The organism is Paracoccus sp. J55 (assembly GCF_000513975.1).
In the GTDB taxonomy this organism is placed as follows: domain Bacteria; phylum Pseudomonadota; class Alphaproteobacteria; order Rhodobacterales; family Rhodobacteraceae; genus Paracoccus.
On sequence record NZ_AZVA01000004.1, the window covers coordinates 26,628 to 52,429 of the forward strand.

Genomic DNA, 25,802 nt, shown 5'->3' on the forward strand with positions numbered 1-25,802 from the left:
AGGCGGTCAAGAAAAAGCAAAGCGACGTAACGGCGCTTAGGCCAGCGCGGTCAGGGCGACCAGCCCCGCGACCTCGCCCGCCTGCTGCATGGCGCCCAGAACGTCGCCGGTCTGCCCGCCGAGCCCGCGCATCGCCCGCCGCGCCAGCCAGAGCTGCGCCGCCGCCATGGCCGCCGCCGGCAGAAGCCAGGCCGCCGGCGGATACGGTAGGCATAGCGCCGGCAGCAGCAAGGCCGCGGCGCCCAACGCCAGCGCCGCTGCGACGGTGCCGCGCCCCGGCCGGCCCGCGGCATGGCCCAGCCCGTCGCGCCGCGCCGGCGGCATCAGCCCCAGCCCCGTCGCCATGCCGGCGCGCGAGGCCGCCGCCATCCCGGCCAGGGCTGCCGCGGCCAGCCACGGGTCGCCGAACAGCGCCGCAACCGCCGCCAGGCGCAGCCCGATGGTCACGATCAGGGCCAGGACGCCATAGCTGCCGATGCGGGAATCGCGCATGATCTCCAGCCGCCGCTCGGGCGTGGCGCCGCCGCTGCCATCCGCGAAATCGGCCAGCCCGTCTTCGTGCAGCCCGCCGGTGACAAGGATCATGGCGCCCACCGTCAGCAGCGCCGCGACCGGTGCCGGCAACCCGGCAAAGGCGGCCAGCGCCAGAACGGCGGCGCCGATCAGCCCGACGGCCAGCCCCGCCAGCGGAAAGGCCCAGGCCGCCCGCGCCAGGGCGGGCGGCGTCGCGGGCAACAGCCGCCCCGCAGGCAGCCGGGTCAGCCAGACCAGCGCCAGCGCCGCCTCGGCCGGAAGCCTAGCCAATCCCGGCCTCGGCAAAGGTGGCCATGCCGTTATGGCATTCCAGCGCCGCGCGCAGGATCATCAGCGCCACCGCCGCGCCCGAGCCCTCGCCCAGGCGCATGTCCAGCGTCACCACCGGCTTCTTCTGCATCACCGCGATCAGGCGGCGATGGCCCGGCTCGGCGCTTTCATGGCCGATCAGGCAATGGTCCAGCGCGTTGCGGTCGTTGACCAGCAGCACGCCCGCCGCCGCCGAGCAGATGAACCCGTCCAGGATCACCGGGATCCCCAGCTCGCGCGCCCGGATCACCGCGCCGCAGATCGCCGCCTGCTCGCGCCCGCCATAAGAGCCCAGGATCGAGGCCGCCGTCGCAGCGCCCTTGTGGCGCTTGAGCCCGGCCGCGACGGCGCGCAGCTTGTTGGCCATGACCGCGTCGTCGGCGCCGGTGCCGGGCCCGACCCAGTCCTCGGCCGTGCCGCCGAAGGTCGCCGCCGCCAGCGCCGCCGCGACGGTGGAATTGCCGATCCCCATCTCGCCCAGCAGGATCACGTCGGCCTTCGGGTCCACGGCGTTCTTGCCGGTCTGGATGGCGGCGACCAGCTCGTCGACCTCCATCGCCATGCCTTCAGTGAAATCCCCGGTCGGCCGGTCCAGGTCCAGCGCGATGACCTGCAGCTCGGCCCCCGCCAGCCGGCAAAGCTGGTTGATCGCCGCGCCGCCCTTGCGGAAATTCTCGACCATCTGGGCGGTGACTTCGGCCGGGAAGGCGTTCACGCCCTGCCGGGTGATGCCGTGATTGCCGGCAAAGACCAGCGCCTGCGCGCGCTCGATCGCCGGCCGCTCGCGGCCCTGCCAGCCGGCCATGAACACCGCCAGCTCTTCGAGCCGGCCCAGCGAGCCGGGGGGCTTGGTCAACTGGTCCTGGCGGTCGCGGGCGGCGGCGGCGGCGGTCTCGTCGAACTCTTTCACGATGTCCCTCTTTGCGGTTTGAGGCGTAGCGGCAGGCCGCTGACGGCCATCCAGACCTCGTCCGCGACCCCGGCCACCGCCTGGTTCATCCAGCCATGCTCGTCCCGGAAGCGGCGGGCAAGCGCATTCTCGGGCACGATGCCCAGACCCAGCTCGTTCGTCACCAGCACCACGGGGCTGTTCTGCGCGCCCAGCACCGCGCAAAGCCGGCGCACCTGCGGGGCGGGATCATCCCCGTCGGCCATCAGGTTCGACAGCCACAGCGTCAGGCAATCGACCAGCCGCACCCCCTGCCCGTCCGTGCGCGCCAGCGCGCCGGCCAGATCGCGCGGCTCCTCGACCGTCTGCCAGCCGGTGCCGCGCCGGTCGCGGTGCCGGCCGATACGCTGCGTCATTTCGTCGTCCCGGGCTTCGGCCGTGGCGATATAGATCCGCGCGCCCGGGTGACGGGCGGCGATGGATTCGGCCAGCGCGGACTTGCCCGAACGGGCGCCGCCGGTGACCATGATGATGCGCGGATCGCTGCTCATGTCCGTGTTGTTTCACATGGGCGGGCCCTGCGAAAGCCGGAAATCTCTCTTGCTGTCTTACAGGTTTTGGGCTCAATTTCGGTCATCCGCGCGGCATGGACAGCAAGAACCGCGCTATGAACATCAGAGAGGTGCCCCATGATCCGACTGTTCCTGACGACCGCTCTGGTTGCAGGCATGGCCCTGCCTGCGCTGGCCGTGAAGCCCGCCGAGGGCGAGAAGCTGGCCGAGAACCAATCCTATACCTTCTGGCTGCTGGACGCGATCAAGACCGCCGACCCGCAGAAGAACACCGATGTCGAGGGCTCGGACATCATCCGCCAGCTCTTCGAGGGCCTGCTGAACGAGGACGAGAAGGGCGCGCCGGTTCCCGGCGTCGCGACCGGCTTCGACCTGTCCGAGGACAAGCTGACCTATACCTTCCACCTGCGCCCCGAGGCGAAATGGTCGAATGGCGATCCGGTCACCGCGCATGATTTCGTCTATAGCTGGCGGCGGCTGGCCGATCCGGCCACCGCCAGCGAATATGCCTGGTTCATGGAGCTGATGAACGTCGAGAACGCCACGGCGGTGGTCAAGGGCGAGAAGACGCCCGAGGAGCTGGGCGTCAAGGCCGTGGACGACCACACGCTGGAGGTCAGGCTGACCACCCCCACGCCCTATTTCCCGAAAATGGTCACGCATGGCTCGACCTTCCCGGTCCACCAGAAGGTGGTCGAGGCCGAGGGCGACAGCTGGACCCAGCCCGGCAAGCTGGTCGGCAACGGCGCCTATGTGCTGAAAAGCCACGACCTGGGCGTGCAGATCAGCATGGAGAAGAACCCGGAATACTGGGACGCGGACAATGTGATCATGGAGCGGATCAAGGGCCTGACGGTGAACGACAACAACGTCGCGCTGACCCGCTATCAGGCGGGCGAGCTCGACCGCGTGCAGATCCCGGCCGGGCAATATCCACGGCTCAAGGAGCAATTCCCCGACCAGGCGGTCTCGATCCCCTATTCCTGCACCTATGCCTATCTTCTGAACGTCAGCGAGAAAGGCCCCGAGGCGCTGAAGGACGTGCGGGTGCGCAAGGCGCTCAGCTATGCCATGCAGCGCGACGTGGTGGTGAACCAGATCCTGCAGGGCGGCCAGAAGCCGGCCTATAACTGGACGCATTGGGCCATCGAGGGCTTCCAGATGCCCGAGATCGACTATGCCGGCTGGTCCCAGGCCGAGCGGCTGGAAAAGGCCAAGGCGCTGCTGGCCGAGGCCGGCTACGGTCCCGACAAGCCGCTGAAGCTGACCCTGCAATACAATACCGACGAGAACCACAAGAAGATCGCCGTCGCCGCGCAGCAGTTCTACAAGCAGATCGGCGTCGAGCTGACGCTGAACAACGTGGAATGGAAGGTGCATACCGACCGCATGCAGTCGCAGGATTTCGAGATGGCCCGCTATGCCTGGTGCGCCGACTATAACGAGGCCTCGACCTTCCTCGACTATTTCCGCAGCACGGGCATGAACTACGGCAAGTATTCCAACCCGGAATTCGACAGGCTGATGGACCAGTCCAAGACCTCGGAAGACCCGAACGAGCAATATACCGCGGCCGAGAAGATCCTGGCCGAGGACATGCCGCTGGTCCCGGTCTATCAATATTCCAAGGTCGACATGATCCGCGACGACATCAAGGGCCTGCCGACCGAGAACGTGATGAACGACTGGTATGCCAAGGACATCTACCGCATCCAGAAATGACCCCCGGGGGTGGCCGCGCGGCTGCCCCTGAACACGTCCGGCACCTGTCATCGGGAACCTGCGCATGTTCGGCTTCATCCTGCGGCGGCTCGCGGTCGCCATTCCGACGCTGCTTCTGCTGATCGTCGTCTCGTTCCTGCTGATGCATGCCGCGCCCGGCGGGCCCTTCACGCAGGAACGCGCCCTGCCGCCGCAGGTGCTGGCCAACCTGAACGCGAAATACGGGCTGGACGAGCCGCTCTGGCGGCAGATCGCGGGCTATGTCTGGGGGATCGTGGCGCATTTCGACTTCGGTCCCAGCTTCGTCTATCCCGACCGTTCGGTGAACCAGATCATCGCCGCCGGCTTTCCGGTGACGCTGACCTATGGCGGCATCGCCTTTGTCGTGGCGGTGGCGGTCGGCGTGGCCCTGGGCGTCGCGGCGGCGATCCGGCAGAACAGCTGGATGGACTACCTGGCCGTCGGCATCTCGATCGGCGCGCAGGTGCTGCCGAATTTCGTCATGGCGCCGCTGCTGGTGCTGGTCTTCACGCTGTGGCTCGGCTGGCTGCCGGGCGGCGGCTGGGGCGGGCCGATCTACTGGATCATGCCGGTCGTGGCGCTCTCCACCAGCTTCATGGCCTCGATCGCGCGCATCACGCGGTCCTCGATGCTTGAGGTGCTGGGCTCGAACCACATCCGCACCGCCCGCGCCAAGGGGCTGCCCGAACGCGCGGTGATCCTGCGCCATGCCTTGAAGCCCGCCATGCTGCCGGTCATCAGCTACCTTGGCCCCGCCTTCGTCACCATGATCACCGGATCGGTGGTGATCGACATGTATTTCTCGACCGGCGGCATCGGCCGCAGCTTCGTCGATTCGGCGCTGAACCGCGATTATGCGGTGATGATGGGGATCACCATCCTCGTCGGCGCGCTGACCATCCTTTTCAGCCTCGTGGTCGATGTGCTCTACGCCTGGATCGACCCGAAGATCCGGTATTGAGCCATGATCGACAGCCGTCAGATGCAATCGCTGGCCGCGCGGCTTGCCGAACCCGAGGTCAGGGGCCGCAGCCCCTGGGCCGACGCCCGCCGCCGCTTTCGCCGCAACAAGGCCGCCATGGTCAGCCTCGCGGTGCTGGTCCTGGTCGGGCTGTTCGCGCTGCTGGGCAACCAGCTGGCCGCCTGGTCGAACGAGGAGATGGACTTCTCGATCATGGGCCAGGCCGCGCAGCTCGGCGCGCCCAGCTGGTCGAACGGGCATTATTTCGGCACCGACGACCTGGGCCGCGACCTGTTCTCGCGCACGGTGCAGGGCACGCAGGTCAGCCTGATGGTCGGGCTGATCGGCGCCGGCATCGCGGTCGTCGTCGGCACGCTTTACGGCGCGACGGCAGGCTATGTCGGCGGGCGCACCGATGCGGTGATGATGCGCGCGGTCGATGTGCTGATGTCGATCCCCTACATGTTCGTGCTGATCCTGCTGCTGGTGGTCTTCGGCCGCTCGATGTCCATGCTGTTCCTGGGCATCGGCCTGATTTCCTGGCTGGACATGTCGCGCATCGTGCGCGGCCAGACCCTGAGCCTGAAGAACCGCGAATTCATCGAGGCCGCCCGCGCCACCGGCGTCCCAGCATGGCGGATCATCCTGCGCCATATCGTGCCGAACCTGATGGGCGTGGTCGCGGTCTATGCGACGCTGCTGGTGCCGCTGATGATCCTGTCGGAAAGCTTCATCAGCTTCCTGGGCCTTGGCGTGCAGGAGCCGCTGACCTCCTGGGGGGCGCTGATCTCCGAAGGGGCGGGGACGATGAACTACGGCACGCTCTGGCAGCTGGCCTTTCCGCTGTTCTTCTTCTGCATCACGCTGTTTGCCTTCTTCTTCGTCGGCGACGGCTTGCGCGATGCGCTGGACCCGAAGGATCGCTGACATGGCGCTGCTGGAAATCCGCGACCTGACCGTGCGCTTCGCCACCACCGACGGCGAGGTCTCGGCCGTGAACGGAATCGACCTGGACGTGGAACGCGGCCAGACGCTGGGCATCGTCGGCGAATCGGGCTCGGGCAAGTCGCAACTGGCGTTCTCGATCATGGGCCTGCTGGCGCGGAACGGCCGCGCCACGGGCTCGGTTCGCTTCGACGGCACCGAGATCCTGAACGCCCCGCCCAAGGTCCTGAACCGCATCCGCGCCCGCCGCATCGCCATGGTGTTCCAGGACCCGATGACCAGCCTGAACCCCTATATGCGCGTCTCGGACCAGATGGCCGAGGTGCTGATGCTGCACAAGGGCCTGGGCAAGCGCGAGGCGGTGGCCGAGGCCGCGCGGATGCTCGACGCGGTGAAGATCCCCGACGCGCGCGGCCGCATCCGGCTGTATCCGCACGAGTTTTCCGGCGGCATGCGGCAGCGGGTGATGATCGCCATGGCGCTGCTCTGCCGTCCGGACCTGCTGATCGCGGACGAGCCGACCACGGCGCTGGACGTGACCGTGCAGGCGCAGATCATGGAACTGCTGGCCGATCTGCGCCGCGAATTCGGCATGGCGATGATCCTGATCACCCATGATCTCGGCGTGGTCGCCGGCGCCTGCGAGCGGGTGATGGTCATGTATGGCGGCAGGGTGATGGAGCGCGCGCCGGTCGGGCCGATCTTCGCCGACCCCGCGCATCCCTATACCCAGGGCCTGCTGGCGGCGATCCCGCGCGTGGACCAGAAGGGCGAGCGGCTGACCGCCATTCCCGGCAGCCCGCCCAACATGACCAACCCGCCGCCCGGCTGTCCCTTCGCGCCGCGCTGCGCCTATGCCATGCCGGTCTGCGAGACCATGCCGCCGCTCGACCCCTTCGCGCCGGGGCGCGAGCGGGCCTGCCATGCCGGCCTTGCCACGGTGCGCGCCGGCCATGCCCCGCAGCCCGACCTGCCCGAGCCCGCCGCCGCCGATCTGGACGAGGCGCCGGCCGGGATGCTTCAGGAGGCCAAGCCATGACCGCCAAGCCGCTGATCGAGGCGCGCGACCTGCGCGTCACCTTCCAGCTTCCCGCGCAAGGCGCCCTGCCCTGGGCCAGGCCACGCCTGCTGCATGCCGTCGGCGGGGTGGATTTCACCCTGATGCCGGGAGAGACGCTGGGCATCGTCGGCGAATCGGGCTCGGGCAAATCGACCTTGGCGCGGGCGCTGACCGGCCTGGTCCCGGCGTCGGGCCGGGCGATCTGGCAGGACGGCACCGACCTGATCGGCCTTTCGGCGCGAGGGATGCTGAAATACCGCAGCCAGATCCAGATGGTGTTCCAGGACCCGCTGGCCAGCCTGAACCCGCGCATGACCGTGGGCCAGATCATCGCCGAGCCGCTGGCCACCCATCACAAGGGCCTGGGCCGCGACGAGGTCAAGCGCCGCGTCAAGGACATGATGGACCGCGTCGGCCTGCTTCCGAACCAGATCAACCGCTATCCGCACGAATTCAGCGGCGGCCAGTGCCAGCGCATCGGCATCGCCCGCGCCCTGATCGTGCAGCCGAAGCTGGTGATCTGCGACGAGCCGGTCTCGGCGCTGGACGTGTCGATCCAGGCCCAGGTCATCAACCTGCTGGACGAGCTGCAGCGCGACCTGGGACTGGCGCTGATCTTCATCGCGCATGACCTCTCGGTGGTGAAGCATATCAGCGACCGGGTGCTGGTGATGTATCTGGGCCGGGTGATGGAGCTGGCCGGGTCGCAGGCGCTCTATGCCGATCCGCAGCATCCCTATACCCAGGCGCTGCTTTCGGCCGTGCCGATCCCCGACCCGCAGTTGGAACGCGACAAGCGGATGATCCCGCTGCGGGGCGAGCTGCCCTCGCCGATGAACCCGCCCTCGGGCTGCGTGTTCCGCACCCGCTGCCCGCGCGCGCAGGCCCTCTGCGCCGCCGAGCGGCCGGCGCTTCTGGGCGACGGGCACCTGACCGCCTGCCATTTCCCCGGCGCGCTGCGTCCCGAGGAACTGGCGGCGAGCGCCTGACCCATGCCGTCAAAGACCGGTTGCCGGCCGGGCCGGGACCGGCGCAGCATGGCGCCATGAAGATGGACCCGATTCGCGAAACCACCGACGAGGCCCGCGCCCTGGCCCGGCAATTGCTGGAGGGCGCGCGCCATGCCAGCCTCGGCACGCTCGACCCCAAGACGGGCGTGCCGCTGGTCACCCGCATCGCCTTGCAGACCGATGCGGACGGCACGCCGCTGGCCCTGCTGTCGGGACTGGCGGCGCATACCCGCGCGCTGGCGGCCGACCCGCGGGCCGGGCTGCTGATCGCGGCCGAAGCGGCCAAGGGCGACGCCATGACCCATGCGCGCCTGTCGGTCCTCGGCCGGGCCGTCCCCGCCGACCCGGACCAGGACCGCCGCGCCCGCTGGCTGGCGAAGGATCCCAAGGCCAGGGTCTATCTCGACCTGCCGGACTTCCGCTTCTGGCGCATTGAGCCGCTTTCGGGCCTGCTCAATGCCGGTTTCGGGCAGGCGTTCAGGCTCCGGCCGCCGGACATGCTGAAACCCCCGGCAGAGTGATCCGCCGGGGGCCTTGGGAGAAATCCTGAAAGGACCGCCTTAGTCCGGGTTGTCCATCCGCGCCCGGATGCTGACCGCCCCCCGCGCCGCCGCGTTCCAGTTCAGCGCGATCTGGCGCTGGTTCGCCGCCAGTTGCGTCTGCACCCAGGGCATCTCGCTGATCCGGGCGTTGGCGGCATTGGTGATGGCGCTGGTCGCGACCACGGATTCGACATTGCGCACCCAGCCGTTGAAGGGCAGCGCCTTGTCCACGGTGATCAGCCAGCGATTCGAGGCCGTGGCCTGGCTGTGGGTGATGTCCACCGGGTTGGCGACATAGGTGTTCACGCCGTTGAACATGTTGCCTTGGAACTGGATGTTGCGCATCCGCTGATAGTTCAGGTCGGCAAAGGTGGTGTCCACCCGGTCGATGCGGGTGATCTTGTTGAACAGCGACTTGAACACATTGCCCATCACCGCCAGGCCGTGGATGAAATGACCGGTGCCGTAGGGCTTGACCACCAGCCAGTTGAAGCCCAGCGTCGTGTTCGAGGCGAGGAAGGTGTTCCCGGTGATGGTCAGCCCGCCGAAGGAATATTCCTCGCCCTCGAAATTCGGGCGGGGGTCGTGCTCGTTCGTCCACTCGATCGAGCAATTGTCGATGTAATTGCCGGTCACCGTGGTCTGCACATTGGTCTGGGTCAGGATCAGCCCGCCGAAGCGCACGCCGTTCTGGGCGTTGTCGCCCTGGAACCAGTGATTGCCCTCGATCATGTGGCCGCCGCCGTTCATCACCGCAAAATGCGCGAAGCGGATGAAGCGGCTGTGGCGGATCTTGGTGTCGTTGTTGTTGACGTTCAGCGCGACGGTGGTGCGGTTCTGCGCCAGATCGCTCATCTCGTTGGACAGGAACTCGCAGCGATCGACCAGCATCCCCTGGCAGGCCGAGCCGATCGAGGTGATGCCGCGATCCCTGGGCCGGGTGAAATAGCAGTCGCGGAAACAGTTCATGTTACCGGTCTTGGCCAGCATGACGCCGCTGGCATTGCCCTCCAGCAGAAACTCGATATCGTCGAAATTGAAGCGGCTGAGCTGCTCCATGTCCGAGAAATCAATGGCATAGCGATAGCGCGTGAAGGTATAGCTGCGCGTGCCCTGCCCGCCGTAAAGCGGCTGCGACAGCGTCAGCGTGCCGGCCGCCACGTTCCGGGCCATGACATAGACCTCGCGCCCGACGCCGTTGCCGCTGACGCGCGAGCCGACCTCGATATTGGCGATGTTGCCGACCGCGGAAAGCGTCAGCGACTGGCCGGGATTGTAGGTCGCGACCGAGTTCACCACCCGGCTGTCCCAGGCCGGGCCGGGCACGATGCTGATCTGGCCATTGGCGATGACCCGGCGGTTGGCAAAGCTGGTCATGCTCGGGGCCGAGCCGGAAATGGTGATCGGCTCGACCAGATGCACGTTGCGGCCGCACAGGTCCAGCATGGAATGGTCGGTAAAGCCCAGAAGCGCCTGCAGCGCGCGTTTCATCCCCTCGGTCTCATCGCCGAAGGCTGCGGCATAGGTCGGGTAGTCGAAGCTGCGCGTCAGCGCCAGCCGCGCCGCGCGCGGCATGGTCAGCGTGCCGACGAAGCGGACGGGCGCGGACAGGCTCAGGTCCGAGCCGATGAAATACCGGCCCTCGGGCACCAGCAGCTGACGCCCGGCGGCGGCCTGGTCGGCGGCGACAAAGGCGCCCCGGTCATTGGCCACGCCGTCGCCGATGGCGCCGAAATCGCGCACGTCGACCCAGTCCAGCATCCCCGGCACGAAGGCCGCCGTCACGTCCTCGATGACGATGCTCTCGATGCGGATCGAGCCGTTGTTGTCGCCGGTCAGGTCCAGGCCGAAATGGCCGAAGGTGGCATTGCGCCCCCAAGGCATGTCCACGCCCGCACGCCGGCCGGTGCCGACGATGGCCGAGACCTCGACCACCTGCCCATAGCCCGGCAGCGTGGCCGCGGGGCCCATCTGGGTCACGCCCGCGACATTCTCGCCCGCGGCATTGCCGGCGAAGGCGGCGATGCGCACCTGCGGCAGGTTGCCGGCGATGGCCTTCACCCGCGCCGAGACGCGCAGATAGCTGCCCGGATTGATCGGCGTGCGCTGCATGTAGCGGATGGATGTCACCGTCTCGAGCTTGAGGATTTCGAGACAACTGCCGAAATCCTCGTCCGCCGGGACGACCGCCGCGTTCGCCGCACCCGCCCAGGTCGGAGACCCGGCCCGGCCATCGGTCTGGGACCACTGATTCAGGCCCAGCCGGAAGGCGCGCGGCATCAACGACTGGTTGCCGATAATCGCAATGGTCATGCCAATTTCTCCCTATTCCAGATCATGCGAGGCAGATGCCCGCGCGGTCTGTCAGGACTCTGGCAATGTCGCGTTAACCGGTCGTTAACCATGCGCGCGCGGCAACACGGCCGCGCGCAACATGAGATTCCTGCGCAGGATCAGGCGGTTGCCTCACCCGCCAGTTCGCCGGCCAGTGCCCGCTCGATCAGCGCCCGCGTCTCGTCCACGCCGTAAAGCGCGATGAACCCGCCGAAGCGCGGCCCCTGATCGGCACCCAGCAGAACCTGGTAGAGCGCCTGGAACCAGTCCTTCATCGGCTCGAATCCGTGCTCGCGGCCGATGGCGAAGACCATGGTCTGCAGGGCCTCGGCATCCGCCGGCTGTTCCCAGGCGGCCAGCCGTCCGGCCAGATCCTCCAGCGCCCGGCGCTCGATCTCGGAAGGCTGGCGATAGGTCCGGGTCGGGGCGACGAAATCGTTGAAATAGCGCACGGCGAATTCCGCGGCCTGGTCCAGCGCCGGGTTGGTCTCGGGGCTGGCCTCGGGCGCATAGCGGCGGATGAAGCCCCAGAGCCCGGTCTTGTCCTTGGCCCCCGCCACCGAGGCGAGATTCAGCAGCATCTGGAACGGCACCACCATGTCCGATTCCGGCACCTTCCCGCCATGGATGTGCCAGACGGGGTTGGCCAACTGCTGCTCGACCGTCTGGTCGGGATAGGCGCGCAACTGCTGGTGGTATTCGTCCACCGCCTTGGGGATAACGTCGAAATACATCCGCTTCGCGGTCTTGGGCTTCTGGAACATGAAATAGCTCAGGCTCTCGGTCGCCGCATAGGTCAGCCATTCGTCGATGGACAGGCCGTTGCCCTTGGACTTGCTGATCTTCTGACCGTGCTGGTCCAGGAACAGCTCATAGGTGAAATGCTCGGGCGGCCGGCCGCCCAGGATCTTGCAGATGCCGTCATAGATCGGCGTATTGGTGCTGTGATCCTTGCCATACATCTCGAAATCGACATCCAGCGCCGCCCAGCGGGCGCCGAAATCCGGCTTCCACTGCAGCTTCACATGGCCGCCGGTGACCGGCAGGGTCAGCTCCTGCCCGTCCTCGTCGTCGAAGGTGATGGTGCCGGCTTTCGCATCGACATGCTTGATCGGCACGTAAAGCACCTTGCCGGTCTTGGGGCTGATCGGCAGGAAGCAGGAATAGGTCTGCTGGCGTTCCTCGCGCAAGCTGGCCAGCATCACTTCCATGATGGCGTCGTATTTCTCGGCCGCTTTCAGCAGCGTCTCGTCGAACTGGCCCGACTTGTAGAATTCGGTCGCGCTGATGAACTCGTATTCGAAACCGAAAGTGTCCAGGAAGCGGCGCAGCATGGCGTTGTTATGCCCGCCGAAGCTGTCATATTCGCCGAACGGGTCCGGGACGGTGGTCAGCGGCTCCTGCAGGTGCTGGCGCAGCATCTCCTGCTGGGGCACGTTGTCGGGCACCTTGCGCATGCCGTCCATGTCGTCGGAAAAGCAGAACAGCCGCGTCGGGATGTCCGAGATGATCTCGAAGGCGCGGCGCACCATGGTCGTGCGCGCCACCTCGCCGAAGGTGCCGATATGCGGCAGGCCCGAGGGGCCGTAGCCGGTTTCGAACAGCACATAGCCCTTTTCGGGGTCCTTCTTCTCATAGCGTTTCAGCACGCGGCGAGCCTCCTCGAAAGGCCAGGCCTTGGATTTCATCGCGGCGTCACGCAGGGCGGTCATTTTCGGGTCTCCATTGGCTCGGAACTTCCCCGTATTGAAACGCTGGCGGATGGTCAATAATTACCCCCGGAAACGCAAGGAGAAATGCCATGACCGACAGCCTGCCCTCGTTCTCGCCCTGCGACGCGCTGGTCGCGGTCATGGTGGCGGTCTCGGCCTCGGACCAGAACCCGCGCACCGCCGAACTGCTGGCCATCGAACGCGCGGTGAACCATACCCCGGTCTTTGCCGATTACGACATCGACCGCATCCGCGCCGTGTCGCAGACCGTGGTGACGCTGTTCGAGGAAGAGGACGGGCTGGACGCCCTCTTCGGCCTGGTCCGCGACGCGCTGCCGGAAAAGCTCTATGACACCGCCTATGTGCTCGCTTGCGACGTGGCAGCCTCGGATGGACGGCTGGGCGAGATCGAGGCCGAGATGCTGGCCGAGATCCGCGACCAGCTCGATATCGAGCGCCTGCACGCCGCGGCCATCGAACTGGCGGCCCGCGCCCGGCACCGCCTGCTCTAGGGCCTGCCCTCAAGCTCGGGCGCGGCCGTGGCGATCGCCGGGGCGCCGAACTCGCCGACCCAGCCCTCGATCAGCGCCTGCTGCAGGGTCTTGGAGCGTTTGGTCCAGCCCGTGACGCCTTCGGGCAGCTCCTGCCCCTCGCTGGCCGCGCGGCGCGGCTCGTCGCCGGTCAGGATGGCGAAGGCCAGTTCCCGCCCGCCCGGGCGCTGCGCATAGCCGGCCAGGTTCGAGACGAAGTTCAAGGTGCCGGTCTTGGCCTCGACGGCGATGTCGCTTTGCTTGCGCTTGCCCTGCGCGTCCCGCAGCGGGATCGTCTTCATCAGCCCGCGCAGCCCCCGCGCCGCGCCCGGCCCGGCGACCAGCTGCGCCAGCACGCGCGCCGTGACGCGGTTCCGGGGCGACAGGCCGGAATGGTCGTGAAAGGCGAAGTCGCCGGCGATCCCCTGCCCGCGCAGCCAGTCCGCCATGGAAGCGGCCGAGACCGCCGTATCGCCCGCCCGGCTGGCGGCCAGCCCGATCACCTCGGCGGTCAGGTTGGTGGAGTATTCCATCATGTCGCGCACGATCCGGCGCAGCTCGGGGCTTTCGTGGCGCGCGATCTCGACCCCCTCGGGCAGGATCTCGATCACCTCGGGATTGGGCAGCGCCAGCCCGCGCGCCCGGCACAGGGTCTGGAACACGTCCCCCGCATAAAGCTCGGGGCGGCGGACCGGCAGCCAGCGGCTGCCGGACTTGCCGAGGCTGCGCCGCGCGATGGTCCAGCTCTCCAGCTTGCCCGCCTCATAGGTGAACAGCGGCAGGGCCCGGTCCACCGCGGCGACGGAGGCCGTATAGGCCCGCGGCGACAGCTTGCGGCCCCGCGCCTGCAGGGACAGCTGATAGCCCTTGTCGCCGCGCCGCCAGTCCAGATGCACGCGGTTGAAGTTCAGGATCATCCCCGAGATCGAGGGGTTGTAGGGCAGATGCTCGTCCTGCGCCGGGTCCAGCCGGCCGATGCGCGGCAGCGCCCCGCCCCAGACGGCAAGGGCGGTCGGCGCCGCGCGGCCCGCGGCCTGCTCGTCCGCGACGGTTGCCGCGGCCAGGGCGTCCAGCGCATCCGTGTCCAGCACCGGATCGCCGCCGCCCGCCAGGATCAGCGTGTTGCCGGCGCGAATGACCCGGGTCGCGAAACGGTGCCCCTCGCCCAGCCGGTCCAGCGCGTAAAGCGCCGTCACCGCCTTCAGCGTGCTGGCCGGCGCCATCGGCCGGTCCGCCTGCCGTTCGGCCATGAGCTGGCCCGAGGCGGGATCGATCACCGCCCAGCCCACCGCGCCGCCCAGGCCGGCCCCGGCCACCAGCGCCTCGGCGTCGAAGCCGGCGGGCGCCACCTGCTGCGCCGCCGCCATGCGGGGCGCCAGCGCCAGCAGCCCCAGCCCGGCCATGAAGCCACGCCGCGTCCATCCGTTCATGCGCGTCCTTTCGGCCCCAGCGCGCGGATCGCGGTGGAGCTCAGCTTGTTCAGCGGCAGGTTTATCATCGCCCAGGCCGGCGGCCTAGCGCGCGCGAGTTCACGGGCGCGCGACTCGGGCAGCCGCGCGCGCCACAGCATCCGCGCCGCGCGCGAGAACCGCGCCGGCATCCGCCAGCCCGGCCGCGCGATCACGCCGATCGGCACCCGCGCGGCGATGTCCTGCCAGCGGTCCCAGCGGTCGAACTGCACCAGGTTGTCCGCCCCCATCAGCCAGACGAAGCGCACGCCGGGATAAAGCCGTTGCAGCGCGGCGATGGTGTCGCGGGTCATGCGGGTGCCCAGCCGCGCCTCGATGCCGGTGACCTCGACCCTGGGATCGCGCATGATCCGCCGCGCCCGCGCGATGCGTTCGTCCAGCGGCGCCGGGCCGTGCGGCTTGAGGGGGTTGCCGGGGCTGACCAGCCACCAGATCCGGTCGAGGCCGAAGCGGCGCAGCGCCTCCTCGGTGATATGCGCATGGCCTTCATGCGCCGGATCGAACGAGCCGCCCAGAAGACCGACCGTCATCCCCGGCCGGGCGATGGGAAAGCCTGCCCGCATGCCCTAGAACAGGCCCTGCACATGGCCGTCGGCATCGATCCCCACCCGCAGGGCCGAGGGCTCGCGCGGCAGGCCGGGCATGGTCATGATGTCGCCGCAGATCGCCACCACGAAACCCGCCCCTGCGGCCAGCCGCACCTCGCGCACCGGGATGGTAAAGCCCTCGGGCGCGCCAAGCGCCGCCGGATCGGCGGAAAAGGAATATTGCGTCTTGGCCATGCAGACCGGCAGATGGCCGTGGCCCGCCGCCTGCCATTCCTCCAGCCGCTCGATGATATGCGGCAGGAACTCGACCTGGCCCGCGCGATAGATCCGGCGGCAGATGGTCTCGATCTTCCCGGCCAGCGGCATGTCGTCGGGATAGAGCGGCGCGAAATCCGCGCCCCCCTCGGCCAGCGCGACCACGGCGCGGGCCAGGTCCTCGGCGCCCTTGCCGCCCTCGGCCCAGTGCCGGCACAGCACCGCCTGCACGCCCTGCGCGCGGCAATAATCGGCCAGCGCCGCGATCTCGGCCTCGGTATCGCCGGCGAAATGGTTGATCGCCACCACCACCGGCAGGCCGAAGCGGCGCAGGTTCTCGATATGCCGGCCCAGATTGGCGCAGCCCGCGCGCAGCGCCGCGACGTCCTCGGTCCCCAGATCGGCGCGGGCGGCGCCGCCGTTCATCTTCAGCGCCCGCACGGTCGCCACCAGCACCGTCGCGTCGGGCTGCAGCCCGGCCAGACGGCACTTGATGTTCAGGAATTTCTCGGCCCCCAGATCGGCGCCGAAGCCGGCCTCGGTCACGACGTAATCCGACAGCGCCAGCGCCGTGCGCGTCGCCATGACCGAGTTGCAGCCATGCGCGATATTGGCGAAGGGCCCGCCATGGACGAAGGCCGGGTTGTTCTCCAGCGTCTGCACCAGGTTCGGCTGCAGGGCGTCGCGCAGCAGCACCGTCATCGCCCCCTCGGCCCCCAGGTCGCGCGCCGTCACCGGCCTGCGCTCGAAGGTCTGGCCGATGACGATGCGGCCCAGCCGCGCCTGCAGGTCGGCCAGGTCCGAAGCAAGGCACAGGATCGCCATCACCTCGGAGGCGACGGTGATGTCGAAGCCGCATTCGCGCGGCACGCCATTGGCCGGCCCGCCAAGCGCCACCACGATCTGCCGCAGCACCCGGTCGTTCATGTCCATGACCCGCCGCCAGGTCACCCGCCGCGGGTCGATGCGCAGCGCGTTGCCCCAGTGGATATGGTTGTCGATCATCGCCGCCAGCAGGTTGTGCGCGCTGGTCACCGCGTGGAAATCGCCGGTAAAATGCAGGTTCATGTCTTCCATCGGCACGATCTGCGCATGGCCGCCGCCGGCCGCCCCGCCCTTCATGCCGAAATTCGGCCCCAGGCTCGCCTCGCGGATGCAGACCGTCGCCCGCTTGCCGATCCGGTTCAACCCGTCGCCCAGACCGACCGTGGTCGTGGTCTTGCCCTCGCCCGCCGGCGTCGGGTTGATCGCGGTGACCAGGATCAGCCGGCCCCGGGGCCGCCCGGCCAGCGCGGCGACGGCCTCATGCGAAACCTTGGCCTTGTCATGGCCATAGGGCAGGAAATCGGCCTCGGCCAGGCCCAGCCGGCCGGCGATCTGCGCGATGGGCAGTTTCCGCGCCTCGCGGGCGATCTGGATATCCGATTTCATGATCCCTCCTCGGTTTGCGCGGACAGTTGAGCGGCTTGCGCCGGGCGAAGCAAGCCCCCGCCGCCGCCTTAGCGCAGTCCCAGCCGCGCCTGCAGGGGCGGCAGCCAGCCCTCGCGGCGCATCCAGACCGCCGCGATGGCCCAGAAGGCGGTGACCAGCCAGATGTCGATGCCGAGCCGCAGCCAGAAATTCAGCGGCCCGGCCGGAGCCGTCATGTCCAGCGCGTCGCCCCAGATCGACAGCATCACGCAGACGATGAACGAGAACAGCCCGCCGCGCCCGATCTCGGCCAGCGCCACACCCGGCGCGGTCGCGGCCATCCAGGCGAAGGGCCGCGCCAAGGGCACCGCCACGATCCAGCTGGCCGCCAGAATGGCGGTGAAGCGCATGAAATCCAGCGACCACTTGTCGATGCCGCCGGTGATCTGGCGCAGGACCTGGCTGACCGGCTTGGCGGGCGCGCCGATCTTCCAGGCGATCACGATGGTCAGGCCGAACAGCAGCACGCCGGCCGAGATCCAGGTCAGCAGGGCCGAATGCCGGCGCAGCACCGGCATGATGCGGTCGCGGAAGGCGCCCATGGCCACGCCGGCAAAGAACAGCATCTGCCAGCCGAAGGGGTTGAACAGCAGCCCCGGACCCGGGCGCTGGTTCGGGATCAGCGCGTTCAGCGGCTGGGCGAAGATCCAGACCACCACCGAGACCGCCATGGCGAGCCAGGGCCAGCGCAGCATGAAGGGCACCGTCACCGGCACGGTGGCGATCAGCAGCACGTAAAGCGCCAGCACGTCCAGCAGGTTGGGCTGCATCCACATCAGCGCCACGGTGGCGACATAGCCGATGGGATGCTCGACGATCCAGCGCGCGTATTGGAACCAGACCGCGGTATGGTTCATCTGCAGCTTGAACAGCAGCGCCGAGAACAGCGCCAGCAGGATCGCCCCGGCGATCAGCGCCAGCCAGACCTGCGCGGCGCGGCGCAGGAAGCGGAGCTGCGCGGTGCGGCGGCCTTGACGCGCCTCGACCTTGACCCAGACCATGCCGACCAGGAAGCCCGACAGCAGCACGAACAGCTCGGCCGCGTCGAAGACGGCGAAATTGGTCAGCGTCAGCTTGCGCAGCACGCCGATCGGCATGTGGTCCAGCATGATGCAGACCAGCGCATAGCCGCGCAGCATGTCCAGGGCGACGATACGGTTCATTGCGGCAGCCTTGCGAAGGCCTCGATCAGCGCGCGGTTCTCGATCAGCGCCAATTGCTCGGCCGGGCTGAGAAAGCTCAGCGCCTGGGCCTGAGAGCCGGCATGACCGATCTTGGCCTCGGCCGAGATCGCGTCCAGCCGCTCGGCGATGGGGGTGCGCGGCGCCTCGGGCAGCAGCGCCATGATGCGGGCGCGAAGCGCCGGGTCGCGGCCCAGCTGGCCCAGCCCCTCGCGCGGCAGCATGCCGCCGATGCGGAAGTCCAGCGCATTGGCGGCGGTCAGCAGTTCGGGCGGCTCGCGCTCTTCGGGGGTGACCAGCAGGCCCTGCCGGCGCGCCCAGCGGCCGAAGACCGGGCTTGCGGACCAGCGCGAGGTCAGCGGCGACAGGATCAGCCCGGCCAAGATCGGCGACAGCCAGACCAGCTGCCAGGGCGCCAGGAAGGCCAGCACCAGAAGCGTCGCGGTGCCGGTGACGACATGGATGGCATGGCGGCGCAGCACCACGCGCCAGGGCGGCATCTGCCCGGCGCGGACCTGCGCCTCCCAGCCGGAATCGCGGCCGCGCAGGATCTCGGCGATCTGCCGGGTCTGGATCAGCATCTGCACCGGCGCGATCAGAGCCGAAAGCACGATCTCGAACATGGCCGAGGCCAGAAGCCGCACGTTGCCGCCCGAATCCTTGGCCAGCGGCCGCAGCCAGGCGCGAAAGATGGCGATGAATTTCGGCACCAGCAGGAAGGACATGGCGGCGACGAACAGCCACAGCATCCGCACCGGGTCGAAGGTCGGCCAGGTCGGGAACAGCTGATAGGTCTGCGGGAAGTAATCCGGCCGCGACAGCAGCACGTTGGCCGAAAGCGCAAGGCCGACGAGGATCATCGCCAGCCAGATCGGCGACATCAGAAAGCCGAGCATGCCGATGACGAAATGCACCCGGCTGATCCAGGCGAAGCCGCGCGAGAAGATCAGCCGCGCATGCTGCAGGTTGCCCTGCGCCCAGCGGCGCTCGCGCACGGCCATGTCCAGCAGCGTGGGCGGGCAGCCCTCGAAGCTCTGGCGCAGGTCGTGGTCCAGCCGCACCTTCCAGCCGGCGCGGCGCAGCAGAGCGGCCTCGACGAAGTCGTGGCTCAGGATGGTGCCGCCGAAGGGCGGCTTGCCGGGCAGCTCCGGCAGCCCGCAGCATTGCGCGAAGGCGGCGACCCGGATGATGGCGTTATGGCCCCAGAAATTGCCGCTGTCGCCCGACCAGGCGGACACGCCGCGGGCGATGGCAGGCCCATAGATGCGGCCGGCGAATTGCGTCAGCCGGGCAAAGATGGTCTGGCCGCCGACCAGCATGGGCATGGTCTGGATCAGGCCGATGGCCGGGTCGGCGTTCATCCGCGCCGACAGCGTCTTGATCGTCGCGGCGCCCAGGATGCTGTCGGCGTCCAGCACCACCATCTGGTCGTAGCGCCCGCCCCAGCGGCGCACGAATTCGCCGACATTCCCCGCCTTGCGGCCGGTATTGCTGCGGCGGCGCCGATACCAGACCGGCACCGGCGAGATGTCGCGCAGCCGGCTGACCGCCGCCATCTCCTCGAAGACGGCGCCCGGCTCGCGGCTGTCCGAGAGCACGAAGATCTCGGCCCGCCCGGCCAGCCCGACGCGATAGAGGTCGCGCGCCAGGGCGGCCAGCAGCCCGGTCGTGGCCGCCGCGTTCTCGTGATAGACCGGCATGATCACGGCGATCCTGGCCTCGTTCGGCCCGTCGGGCGTGCGCAGCCGCCGCGCGAAAAGCCCGGCGAGCATCGAGGCGAAGGAAAAGCCGACCCAGGTGAAGGTCAGCGCGAACAGCACCAGCAGCACCGATTGCAGCCAGGTCGTGCTGGTGCCGAAGGTCAGCACCATCTGCCGCCAGCCCATCCAGGCGATCGCCGCCGCGCCGCCGAAGGCCACCAGCCGCGCCGCGACGGTGCCGGGCGAAGGCCAGCGGCTGTCCGGTCCCTGCGGCGGGCGGCCGCGGAAATCCTGCTCGGGCATCTCCAGCGGCGCCTCGGGCGGCGTCGCCGGCCCCTCGGGCTGCGGCAGGTCCAGCGCCTCCCAGCTCTCCTCCGCCGCAAGGGGCAGCGGGCCGGGGCTGTATGTCGCGCTCACCCTGCTCACTCGCGGGTCCAACGGGCGATCCAGGTTTCGCTGAGCGGCCCGTTGGGGCCGTTCAGCACCGCCGAGAGATCGGCCAGCCTGGCGCCCTCGGGCAGGTATTCGAAGGCCAGCCGCATCCGCCCCTGTTCGGGCAGGCGCAGCAGATAGCTGTGGCCGATGCGGCCGGCCGAGGCGCGCAGCTGCGGCACCGGGTCCTCCGAGCCGAAGAGATCCAGATCGAAATCGACGATATAGGTCCGGGCATTGGCATTGTTGACCGCCTTGCCCGACATCGTCTCGATCACGCGGGAAATCGGCGCCCGGTCAGGCACTTCCGCCGCAAAGGTAAGAATGTAGTCGAAATCGTAGCGATTGCCCTTGCGCAGCGTGTCGGCCGGCTGCCAGAACGAGACGATGTTGTCGTTGAACTCGTTCTCGACCGGGATCTCGACCAGCGTGACCGTGCCCTTGCCCCAGTCGTCCTGCGGCGCGATCCAGGCCGAGGGCCGCTTTTCATAGCGCGCCTCGGCATCCTTGTAGAATTCGAAGTCGCGCGCCCGCTGCGCAAGGCCGAAGCCCAGCGGATCATTGTCCATGAAGGCCGAGATCTGCAGCGTGCTGTGCCCCGACAGCACCCGCCACAGCCGCTGCTCGCTGCCGGTCAGCATTTGCAGCCCGTCGCTGTCATGCACGGCGGGGCGGTAATCGTCCACGCGCGACCGGTCGGTCGGCCCGAACCAATACATCGAGGTCAGCGGCGCGATGCCGACATTGCGCATGTCCTGGCGCGGGAACAGCGCCACCCGGGTGTTGAACACCGTCTCGGCGCCGGGAATGATGCGGAACTGGAAGGCGCCCGAGACCGAGCGGCTGTCCAGGAGCGCATGGACCAGCACCGAGCGGTCCTGCGAGGCGGGCTTGTGGATCCAGAAGCCGCGGAACAGCGGGAACTCCTCGCCCTCGGCGCTGCCGGTGCCGATAGCCAGCCCGCGCGCCGACAGCCCGTAAAGCGTGCCGCGGGCCACGGCGCGGAAATAGCTCGCCCCCTGAAAGACCGCGATCTCGTCCATGACGTCGGGGCGGTTCAGCGGCGCGCGCAGGCGAAATCCCGACCAGCCCATGCTGCCCAGCGTCTCGTAATCCACGCCGTCGGGGAATTGCGCCGGGTCGAAGTCGAACATGTGCGGATCGAAGCGCACCGGGATCACCACGCCTTCGTCGACCAGGCTGATATCCACCGGCTCGTGGAAGATGGCGCCGGGCGGCAGCAGGTCCAGCGCGAAGTCGCGGCTGCCGGCCCAGGGATCGCGGTCGCGGCGGAAGCGGATGCCGCGATACTGGTCATAGGTCAGGTTGGCGAAACTGCCGACCAGCTCGGCATCGCGATATTCATAGGGCTTGGCGGCCAGGTCCCGGGCCATCTCCACCACGTTCTCGAAGCCGAAGGGCGCGGCCTCCTCGACCGTCTCGACCGTCTCGACCGGCTCGGCGGCGGGTTCCGGCGGGGCTTCGGGGCTTTCCTGCGCCAGGGCCGCCCCCAGCGAGGAAGACAGCGCGCTGACGGCCGTCATGGCCGCTCCGGCAGAGATGACAAATTCGCGACGACGCATCGACCGACCCCATTCTTCGGGCGGAAAAGCCCGGAAATTCCGGGGGGATTTCGCATTGCCGCGCGGATCAGGCAAGCCTTTTCGCGTCGAAAGGCAGGCTCTTGCCGAGAGTTGATCGAAAACGCGCGGGAAAGGGCCGCGCCGGAAAGCCCGCGCGGCCCGTCTTGCCCGTATCCTGCCTTAACGGTTGATTTCCCGCATCACCTGTCCGCGCGGGTTCAGTTCGACCGCGACCGGCTCGCCTTCGGGGTTCACGGCCAGGGCCACGACGCGCGGACCGTCCTGCATGATCTCGCCGATGCGGCTGTAGCCGGCCGAGGTCAGCGCCATGCGCAGTTCGCCCCGGTCAAGCTGGACGGGGGACAGCGCACCCTGCTGCTGCGGCGCGGGCGCCTCGGGCGCGGTCCCGGCGGGCGCCGGCGGCATGTCGCGGCCCGGGGCGGGCCGTTCGCCGCCGCGATCCCCGCGCGGGCCCTGGTGCCGGTCGCGATGACCCTCGCGCCGGTCATGGCCGCGGTGATGGAAGCCCTTGTCCCGCCGGTCGTCATGGCGCTTGCCATGCCGTTCGCCGCGATCGGCATCGCCGCGGCCAAAGCGCAGCAGCGTGCCGTCCTGGGCAAAGGCGGCGCGGACCTTGTTCTTGTCGCCGTCCCGGCCCGCCAGCATCACGCCGCGCTCGCCCGAGAACACCGCCTGCAGGGTGCCCAACTCGCCGAAGACCGCGCTGTCGCGCACGGCTTGCGGCACGAGCTGATCGATCAGCGCCTGCGGCAGGGCGGCCTCGCCACGGGCGCGCAGGCCGCGCAGCTGGCCTTCGGCGTCCAGCATGGCATCGATCTGCGTGCCGTCGGCCAGCTTGCCCTCGATCCTTGTGCTGCCGCGCGGTCCGCGCTTGCTGGTCACGTCGCCAAGCCCCGCATCCTGCAGCGCCTGCGGCAGGGCCACCGGGGCCTGCGCCTCGGCGGCGGGCGGTGCCGCCGGCGGCGTCTCCTGCGCAAGCACCGGCGCCGACAGCACGGCCAGCAGCGCCGAAAGCGCGATCGAGGTCGAGAATGTTCTGCTCATCTCTGGTTCCTTCCTTCTCGGGGCATCTTCAGCGGCCCCGGACGAATCGGTTGATAGCCGCCGCCCGACCAACCGAATGCCAACGACCCGTTTGGCTTTCGTTTGGATTTCGCCCATTAGATAGGGGCGATGAACCGTATGCGCATCCTGTCCCTGCCCCTTGCCGCCGTGCTGGCCCTGCCGGCGCTTGCCGAGGAGCGCCACGACCGCGGCCCGCCATGGCCCGAGGACTGGGCGCCCGAGTTCGAAAGCCTGGAGCGGCGCGATCTCCGCATCCTGCCGCTGCACCGCGCCGCCGAGATCGTCGCCGAACGGTTCCGCGGCCGGCTGATCGCCGCGCGCATCGTGCCGCCCCGCCCCGAGGAGCGCGCCCGCGGCGTGGTGCTGGTGCACGAGCTGCGCCTGCTGACGCCGAAACGCGACGTGCTGCTGATCCGGCTGGACGCGCATCGCGGCGATTTCCTGGAAGTGGCGGGGGCCGGGCTGACCGATGCCCGCCGGAAGGGTCCGAAACCATGAAGTGCCTGCCATGAAATGCCTGCCATGAAATGCCTGATCGTCGAGGATGACCCGACGCTGTCCTCGCAGCTGGCCGCCGCCATGCGCGACGGCGGCTTTGCCTGCGACATCGCCGCCGACGGCACGCAGGGCGAGTTCCTCGGCTCGACCGAGACCTATGACCTGGCGATTCTCGACCTCGGCCTGCCCGGCCTGCCCGGCATCGAGGTGCTGACCCGCTGGCGCGAGGGCGGCGTGACCATGCCGGTGCTGATCCTGACCGCGCGCGGCGACTGGACCGACAAGGTGGCGGGGTTCCGCGCCGGCGCGGACGATTACGCGGTGAAGCCCTTCCGGCTGGAAGAGGTGGTGATCCGCGCCCAGACCCTGGTGCGCCGCGCCGCCGGCCATGCGCAGGCGGTGATCAAGGCCGGGCCGCTGCGGCTCGACACCCAGCTGGGGGTCATCACCCGCAACGGGCTGGCGCTGAAGCTGACCGCATTCGAGACCCGCATCCTCGCCTATCTGATCCATCACCAGAACCGCGTGGTCAGCCGCAGCGAGCTGTCGGATCACCTCTACGATTCCGCCGCCGACCGCGACTTCAAGTCCATCGAGGTGGTGATCGGCCGGCTGCGCAGGAAGATCGGCGACGGGCTGATCGAGACCCGGCGCGGCGAGGGCTATGTGCTGAGGACCGACGCTTGATCCTGCCGCGCGATTCGATCCGCGCCCGGCTGATCGGGCTGGCGGCGCTGCTGACCGGGGTGGCACTGGTCGCGGGCTATCTGGCCATCGCCGCGATCCTCGAGGATTTCATCACCGGCCGCTTCGACGCCGAGACCGAGGCGGTGGCCGACGCGCTGATCGCGGGCGCCACGATCGGCGCCGACGGCCGGCTGGCGGCCGGTCCCGCGCCCGCCGATCCACGATTCGAGATGCCGCTTTCGGGCTGGTTCTGGCAATTGACCCAGGACGGCCAGGTGGTGGCGAAATCGCCCTCGCTCTTCGACAATGTGCTGAACCCGCCCGAGGCGGATTTTCAGGGCGGCCCCGGCCTTGGCCCCGCGGGCGAGCCGTTGCGGGTGGCGCGCCACGCCTTCACCCTGCCCGATTCCGCCTCGGCGCTGGCCGTGACCGTCACCGCGCCGCGGGCCGAGATCGACGCCGCCATGGCGCGGCTGCGCCGGCCGCTGGCGGTCTCGCTCGCCGTGCTGGGGCTGGCGCTGGCGCTGGCCAGCCTTCTGCAGGTGGCGGCGGGGCTGCGCAGTCTCGACCGGCTCGGCCGCGACCTCCGCGACATCCGCGCCGGCCGGGCCGAGGCGCTGCCCCTGCCCGGCGTGGCCGAGCTGCGCCCCGTGGCCGCCGAGATCAACGGGCTGCTGGAACAGAACCGCGCCGTCCTCGCCCGCTCGCGCGAGCATGTCGGCAACCTGGCGCATTCGCTCAAGACGCCGCTGGCGGCGCTGGACAATGCCCTGCCGGCCGATCATCCCGGCCATGCGCTGATCGCGCGCATGGACCGGCAGATCGGCTGGCATCTGCGCCGTGCCCGCAGTTCGGCCGCGCCGCGCCTGCTGGGCCAGCATACTCCGGTCGTCCCGGTGATCCGGGACATCCTGCTGGTGCTGGGCGGCCCGATCCGCGAGGCGGGCTTGCAGGTCGAGATCCGGGCCGAAGCGGACCCCGCCTTCGCCGGCGAGCGGCAGGATCTTGAGGAGATGATCGGCAACCTGGTCGAGAACGCGGTGAAATGGGCCTCGCGCCGGGTCCGCATCACCGCCCTTTCCGAGGGCGAGCGGCTGCGCCTGCTGATCGAGGATGACGGGCCCGGCATGTCGGATGCGGATCACGCGCGGGCCCTGACCCGCGGCGCCCGTCTGGACGAGGCCGGCCCGCCCGGCAGCGGGCTCGGCCTAGCCATCGTCGCCGACCTTGCGGCGTTGCACGGCGGCAGGCTGGCGCTTGAGCGTTCGGCCCTGGGCGGGCTTTGCGCGGCCCTGTGCCTGCCGGGCATTCCGGCTTTGCCGAAGGGGGCGCGCTAGCACGCCGCATCCGGGCCGACGCGCAGGCTTGACTTCCGGTTTCATGTCGGGTCTGTGAACGTCGCAAGCGGCAAGCCGTTGCCATGCCTTGCCCGGCAGGAGCGCCGGCCTGGGGGCTTGATGCGGATGGATGGCCGAGTGGTTTAAGGCACTGGTCTTGAAAACCAGCGAATCGAAAGGTTCCGTGGGTTCGAATCCCACTCCATCCGCCACAATCAATTGATATTTATAAGAAAAATCGCTATCAAGCGGCATACCCGCCATCATGCCCGCCTTTATCTCTGCGGTTGGCTGCTGCCGAGTGCGGTCGTGAGTGATGCGGATGCGCCACGCGCTGGAATGGATCAGAGCTAGCCCCTGCCCCGCCCGCGATCTGTCGCAGGGCCGTGAGCGCACCAGGACGGTTGCCCGTGCC

At 68.9% G+C, this 25,802-nt stretch carries 22 protein-coding genes and 1 tRNA gene; 11 read left to right on the forward strand and 12 right to left on the reverse strand.

What is annotated here, in order from left to right; all coding sequences use genetic code 11:
* Nucleotides 1-36: 36 nt before the first annotated feature.
* Genes cobS through cobU form a run of 3 tightly spaced genes read right to left on the reverse strand, consistent with a single transcriptional unit; the run spans nucleotide 37 to nucleotide 2,283 of the window.
* Nucleotides 37-804 (reverse strand): adenosylcobinamide-GDP ribazoletransferase, encoded by a 768-nt coding sequence (gene cobS, locus PARJ55_RS0105385; RefSeq protein WP_028712092.1) that lies wholly within the window; start codon nucleotides 802-804, stop codon nucleotides 37-39.
* Entirely contained in the window at nucleotides 797-1,753 is a 957-nt protein-coding gene (cobT, locus tag PARJ55_RS0105390; RefSeq protein ID WP_028712093.1) for a nicotinate-nucleotide--dimethylbenzimidazole phosphoribosyltransferase, read from the reverse strand. The genes cobS and cobT overlap by 8 nt, the downstream gene beginning before the upstream one ends.
* Nucleotides 1,750-2,283, reverse strand: coding sequence for a bifunctional adenosylcobinamide kinase/adenosylcobinamide-phosphate guanylyltransferase (gene cobU / locus PARJ55_RS0105395; protein WP_028712094.1), 534 nt, complete (start codon nucleotides 2,281-2,283; stop codon nucleotides 1,750-1,752). The genes cobT and cobU overlap by 4 nt, the downstream gene beginning before the upstream one ends.
* 138 nt (nucleotides 2,284-2,421) lie before the next feature.
* Here cobU and PARJ55_RS0105400 point away from each other — a divergent pair, with 138 nt between their 5' ends.
* From PARJ55_RS0105400 to PARJ55_RS0105425, 6 genes are all read left to right on the forward strand, one after another.
* A complete protein-coding gene (locus PARJ55_RS0105400) occupies nucleotides 2,422-4,026 on the forward strand; it encodes a peptide ABC transporter substrate-binding protein (protein ID WP_028712095.1) in 1,605 nt (534 codons plus the stop codon).
* A gap of 64 nt (nucleotides 4,027-4,090) precedes the next feature.
* A complete protein-coding gene (gene oppB / locus PARJ55_RS0105405; RefSeq protein ID WP_028712096.1) occupies nucleotides 4,091-5,008 on the forward strand; it encodes an oligopeptide ABC transporter permease OppB in 918 nt (305 codons plus the stop codon).
* A 3-nt stretch (nucleotides 5,009-5,011) separates the two neighbouring features.
* The gene (locus PARJ55_RS0105410) at nucleotides 5,012-5,935 is read left to right on the forward strand and encodes an ABC transporter permease subunit (RefSeq protein ID WP_028712097.1); all 924 of its coding nucleotides are present in this window, start codon (nucleotides 5,012-5,014) and stop codon (nucleotides 5,933-5,935) included.
* Nucleotide 5,936: 1 nt separating this feature from the next.
* The gene (locus PARJ55_RS0105415; protein WP_028712098.1) at nucleotides 5,937-6,992 is read left to right on the forward strand and encodes an oligopeptide/dipeptide ABC transporter ATP-binding protein; all 1,056 of its coding nucleotides are present in this window, start codon (nucleotides 5,937-5,939) and stop codon (nucleotides 6,990-6,992) included.
* A complete protein-coding gene (locus PARJ55_RS0105420; protein WP_028712099.1) occupies nucleotides 6,989-8,002 on the forward strand; it encodes an oligopeptide/dipeptide ABC transporter ATP-binding protein in 1,014 nt (337 codons plus the stop codon). The genes PARJ55_RS0105415 and PARJ55_RS0105420 overlap by 4 nt, the downstream gene beginning before the upstream one ends.
* A gap of 56 nt (nucleotides 8,003-8,058) precedes the next feature.
* Nucleotides 8,059-8,544, forward strand: coding sequence for a HugZ family protein (locus PARJ55_RS0105425; protein WP_028712100.1), 486 nt, complete (start codon nucleotides 8,059-8,061; stop codon nucleotides 8,542-8,544).
* 39 nt (nucleotides 8,545-8,583) lie between these two features.
* Here PARJ55_RS0105425 and PARJ55_RS0105430 read toward each other — a convergent pair whose 3' ends face one another.
* Both PARJ55_RS0105430 and PARJ55_RS0105435 read right to left on the reverse strand, forming a co-directional pair.
* Nucleotides 8,584-10,878, reverse strand: a complete 2,295-nt coding sequence (locus tag PARJ55_RS0105430) for a hypothetical protein (RefSeq protein ID WP_028712101.1) — start codon at nucleotides 10,876-10,878, stop codon at nucleotides 8,584-8,586.
* Between the two features lie 140 nt (nucleotides 10,879-11,018).
* On the reverse strand, nucleotides 11,019-12,611 hold the full coding sequence (locus PARJ55_RS0105435) for a lysine--tRNA ligase (protein ID WP_028712102.1): 1,593 nt from the start codon (nucleotides 12,609-12,611) through the stop codon (nucleotides 11,019-11,021).
* A gap of 89 nt (nucleotides 12,612-12,700) precedes the next feature.
* On the opposite strand from PARJ55_RS0105435, the gene PARJ55_RS0105440 reads away from it, so the two are divergent.
* Nucleotides 12,701-13,123, forward strand: a complete 423-nt coding sequence (locus PARJ55_RS0105440) for a tellurite resistance TerB family protein (RefSeq protein ID WP_028712103.1) — start codon at nucleotides 12,701-12,703, stop codon at nucleotides 13,121-13,123.
* Here PARJ55_RS0105440 and PARJ55_RS0105445 read toward each other — a convergent pair.
* From PARJ55_RS0105445 to PARJ55_RS0105475, 7 genes are all read right to left on the reverse strand, one after another.
* Nucleotides 13,120-14,571: a D-alanyl-D-alanine carboxypeptidase gene (locus PARJ55_RS0105445; protein ID WP_028712104.1), complete on the reverse strand. Its 1,452-nt coding sequence runs from the start codon at nucleotides 14,569-14,571 to the stop codon at nucleotides 13,120-13,122. The two genes, PARJ55_RS0105440 and PARJ55_RS0105445, sit on opposite strands and share 4 nt — an antisense overlap.
* Entirely contained in the window at nucleotides 14,568-15,173 is a 606-nt protein-coding gene (locus PARJ55_RS0105450; RefSeq protein ID WP_028716920.1) for a nicotinate-nucleotide adenylyltransferase, read from the reverse strand. The genes PARJ55_RS0105445 and PARJ55_RS0105450 overlap by 4 nt, the downstream gene beginning before the upstream one ends.
* Before the next feature lie 3 nt (nucleotides 15,174-15,176).
* A complete protein-coding gene (locus PARJ55_RS0105455; protein ID WP_028712106.1) occupies nucleotides 15,177-16,844 on the reverse strand; it encodes a formate--tetrahydrofolate ligase in 1,668 nt (555 codons plus the stop codon).
* 68 nt (nucleotides 16,845-16,912) lie between these two features.
* Entirely contained in the window at nucleotides 16,913-18,046 is a 1,134-nt protein-coding gene (locus PARJ55_RS0105460) for an OpgC domain-containing protein (protein ID WP_028712107.1), read from the reverse strand.
* Complete coding sequence (mdoH, locus tag PARJ55_RS0105465; protein ID WP_230378505.1) at nucleotides 18,043-20,181, reverse strand: glucans biosynthesis glucosyltransferase MdoH; 2,139 nt, start codon at nucleotides 20,179-20,181, stop codon at nucleotides 18,043-18,045. The genes PARJ55_RS0105460 and mdoH overlap by 4 nt, the downstream gene beginning before the upstream one ends.
* Before the next feature lie 5 nt (nucleotides 20,182-20,186).
* Entirely contained in the window at nucleotides 20,187-21,740 is a 1,554-nt protein-coding gene (locus PARJ55_RS0105470; protein WP_232215665.1) for a glucan biosynthesis protein, read from the reverse strand.
* A gap of 219 nt (nucleotides 21,741-21,959) precedes the next feature.
* A complete protein-coding gene (locus PARJ55_RS0105475) occupies nucleotides 21,960-22,844 on the reverse strand; it encodes a hypothetical protein (protein ID WP_028712110.1) in 885 nt (294 codons plus the stop codon).
* Nucleotides 22,845-22,973: 129 nt separating this feature from the next.
* On the opposite strand from PARJ55_RS0105475, the gene PARJ55_RS0105480 reads away from it, so the two are divergent.
* From PARJ55_RS0105480 to PARJ55_RS0105495, 4 genes are all read left to right on the forward strand, one after another.
* Nucleotides 22,974-23,363, forward strand: coding sequence for a hypothetical protein (locus PARJ55_RS0105480; RefSeq protein ID WP_028712111.1), 390 nt, complete (start codon nucleotides 22,974-22,976; stop codon nucleotides 23,361-23,363).
* A gap of 24 nt (nucleotides 23,364-23,387) precedes the next feature.
* Nucleotides 23,388-24,050, forward strand: coding sequence for a response regulator transcription factor (locus PARJ55_RS0105485; protein WP_028712112.1), 663 nt, complete (start codon nucleotides 23,388-23,390; stop codon nucleotides 24,048-24,050).
* Nucleotides 24,047-25,387: a HAMP domain-containing sensor histidine kinase gene (locus tag PARJ55_RS0105490; RefSeq protein ID WP_028712113.1), complete on the forward strand. Its 1,341-nt coding sequence runs from the start codon at nucleotides 24,047-24,049 to the stop codon at nucleotides 25,385-25,387. The genes PARJ55_RS0105485 and PARJ55_RS0105490 overlap by 4 nt, the downstream gene beginning before the upstream one ends.
* A 124-nt stretch (nucleotides 25,388-25,511) precedes the next feature.
* A tRNA-Ser gene (locus tag PARJ55_RS0105495) sits at nucleotides 25,512-25,599 on the forward strand.
* The last annotated feature ends 203 nt before the right edge of the window (nucleotides 25,600-25,802 follow it).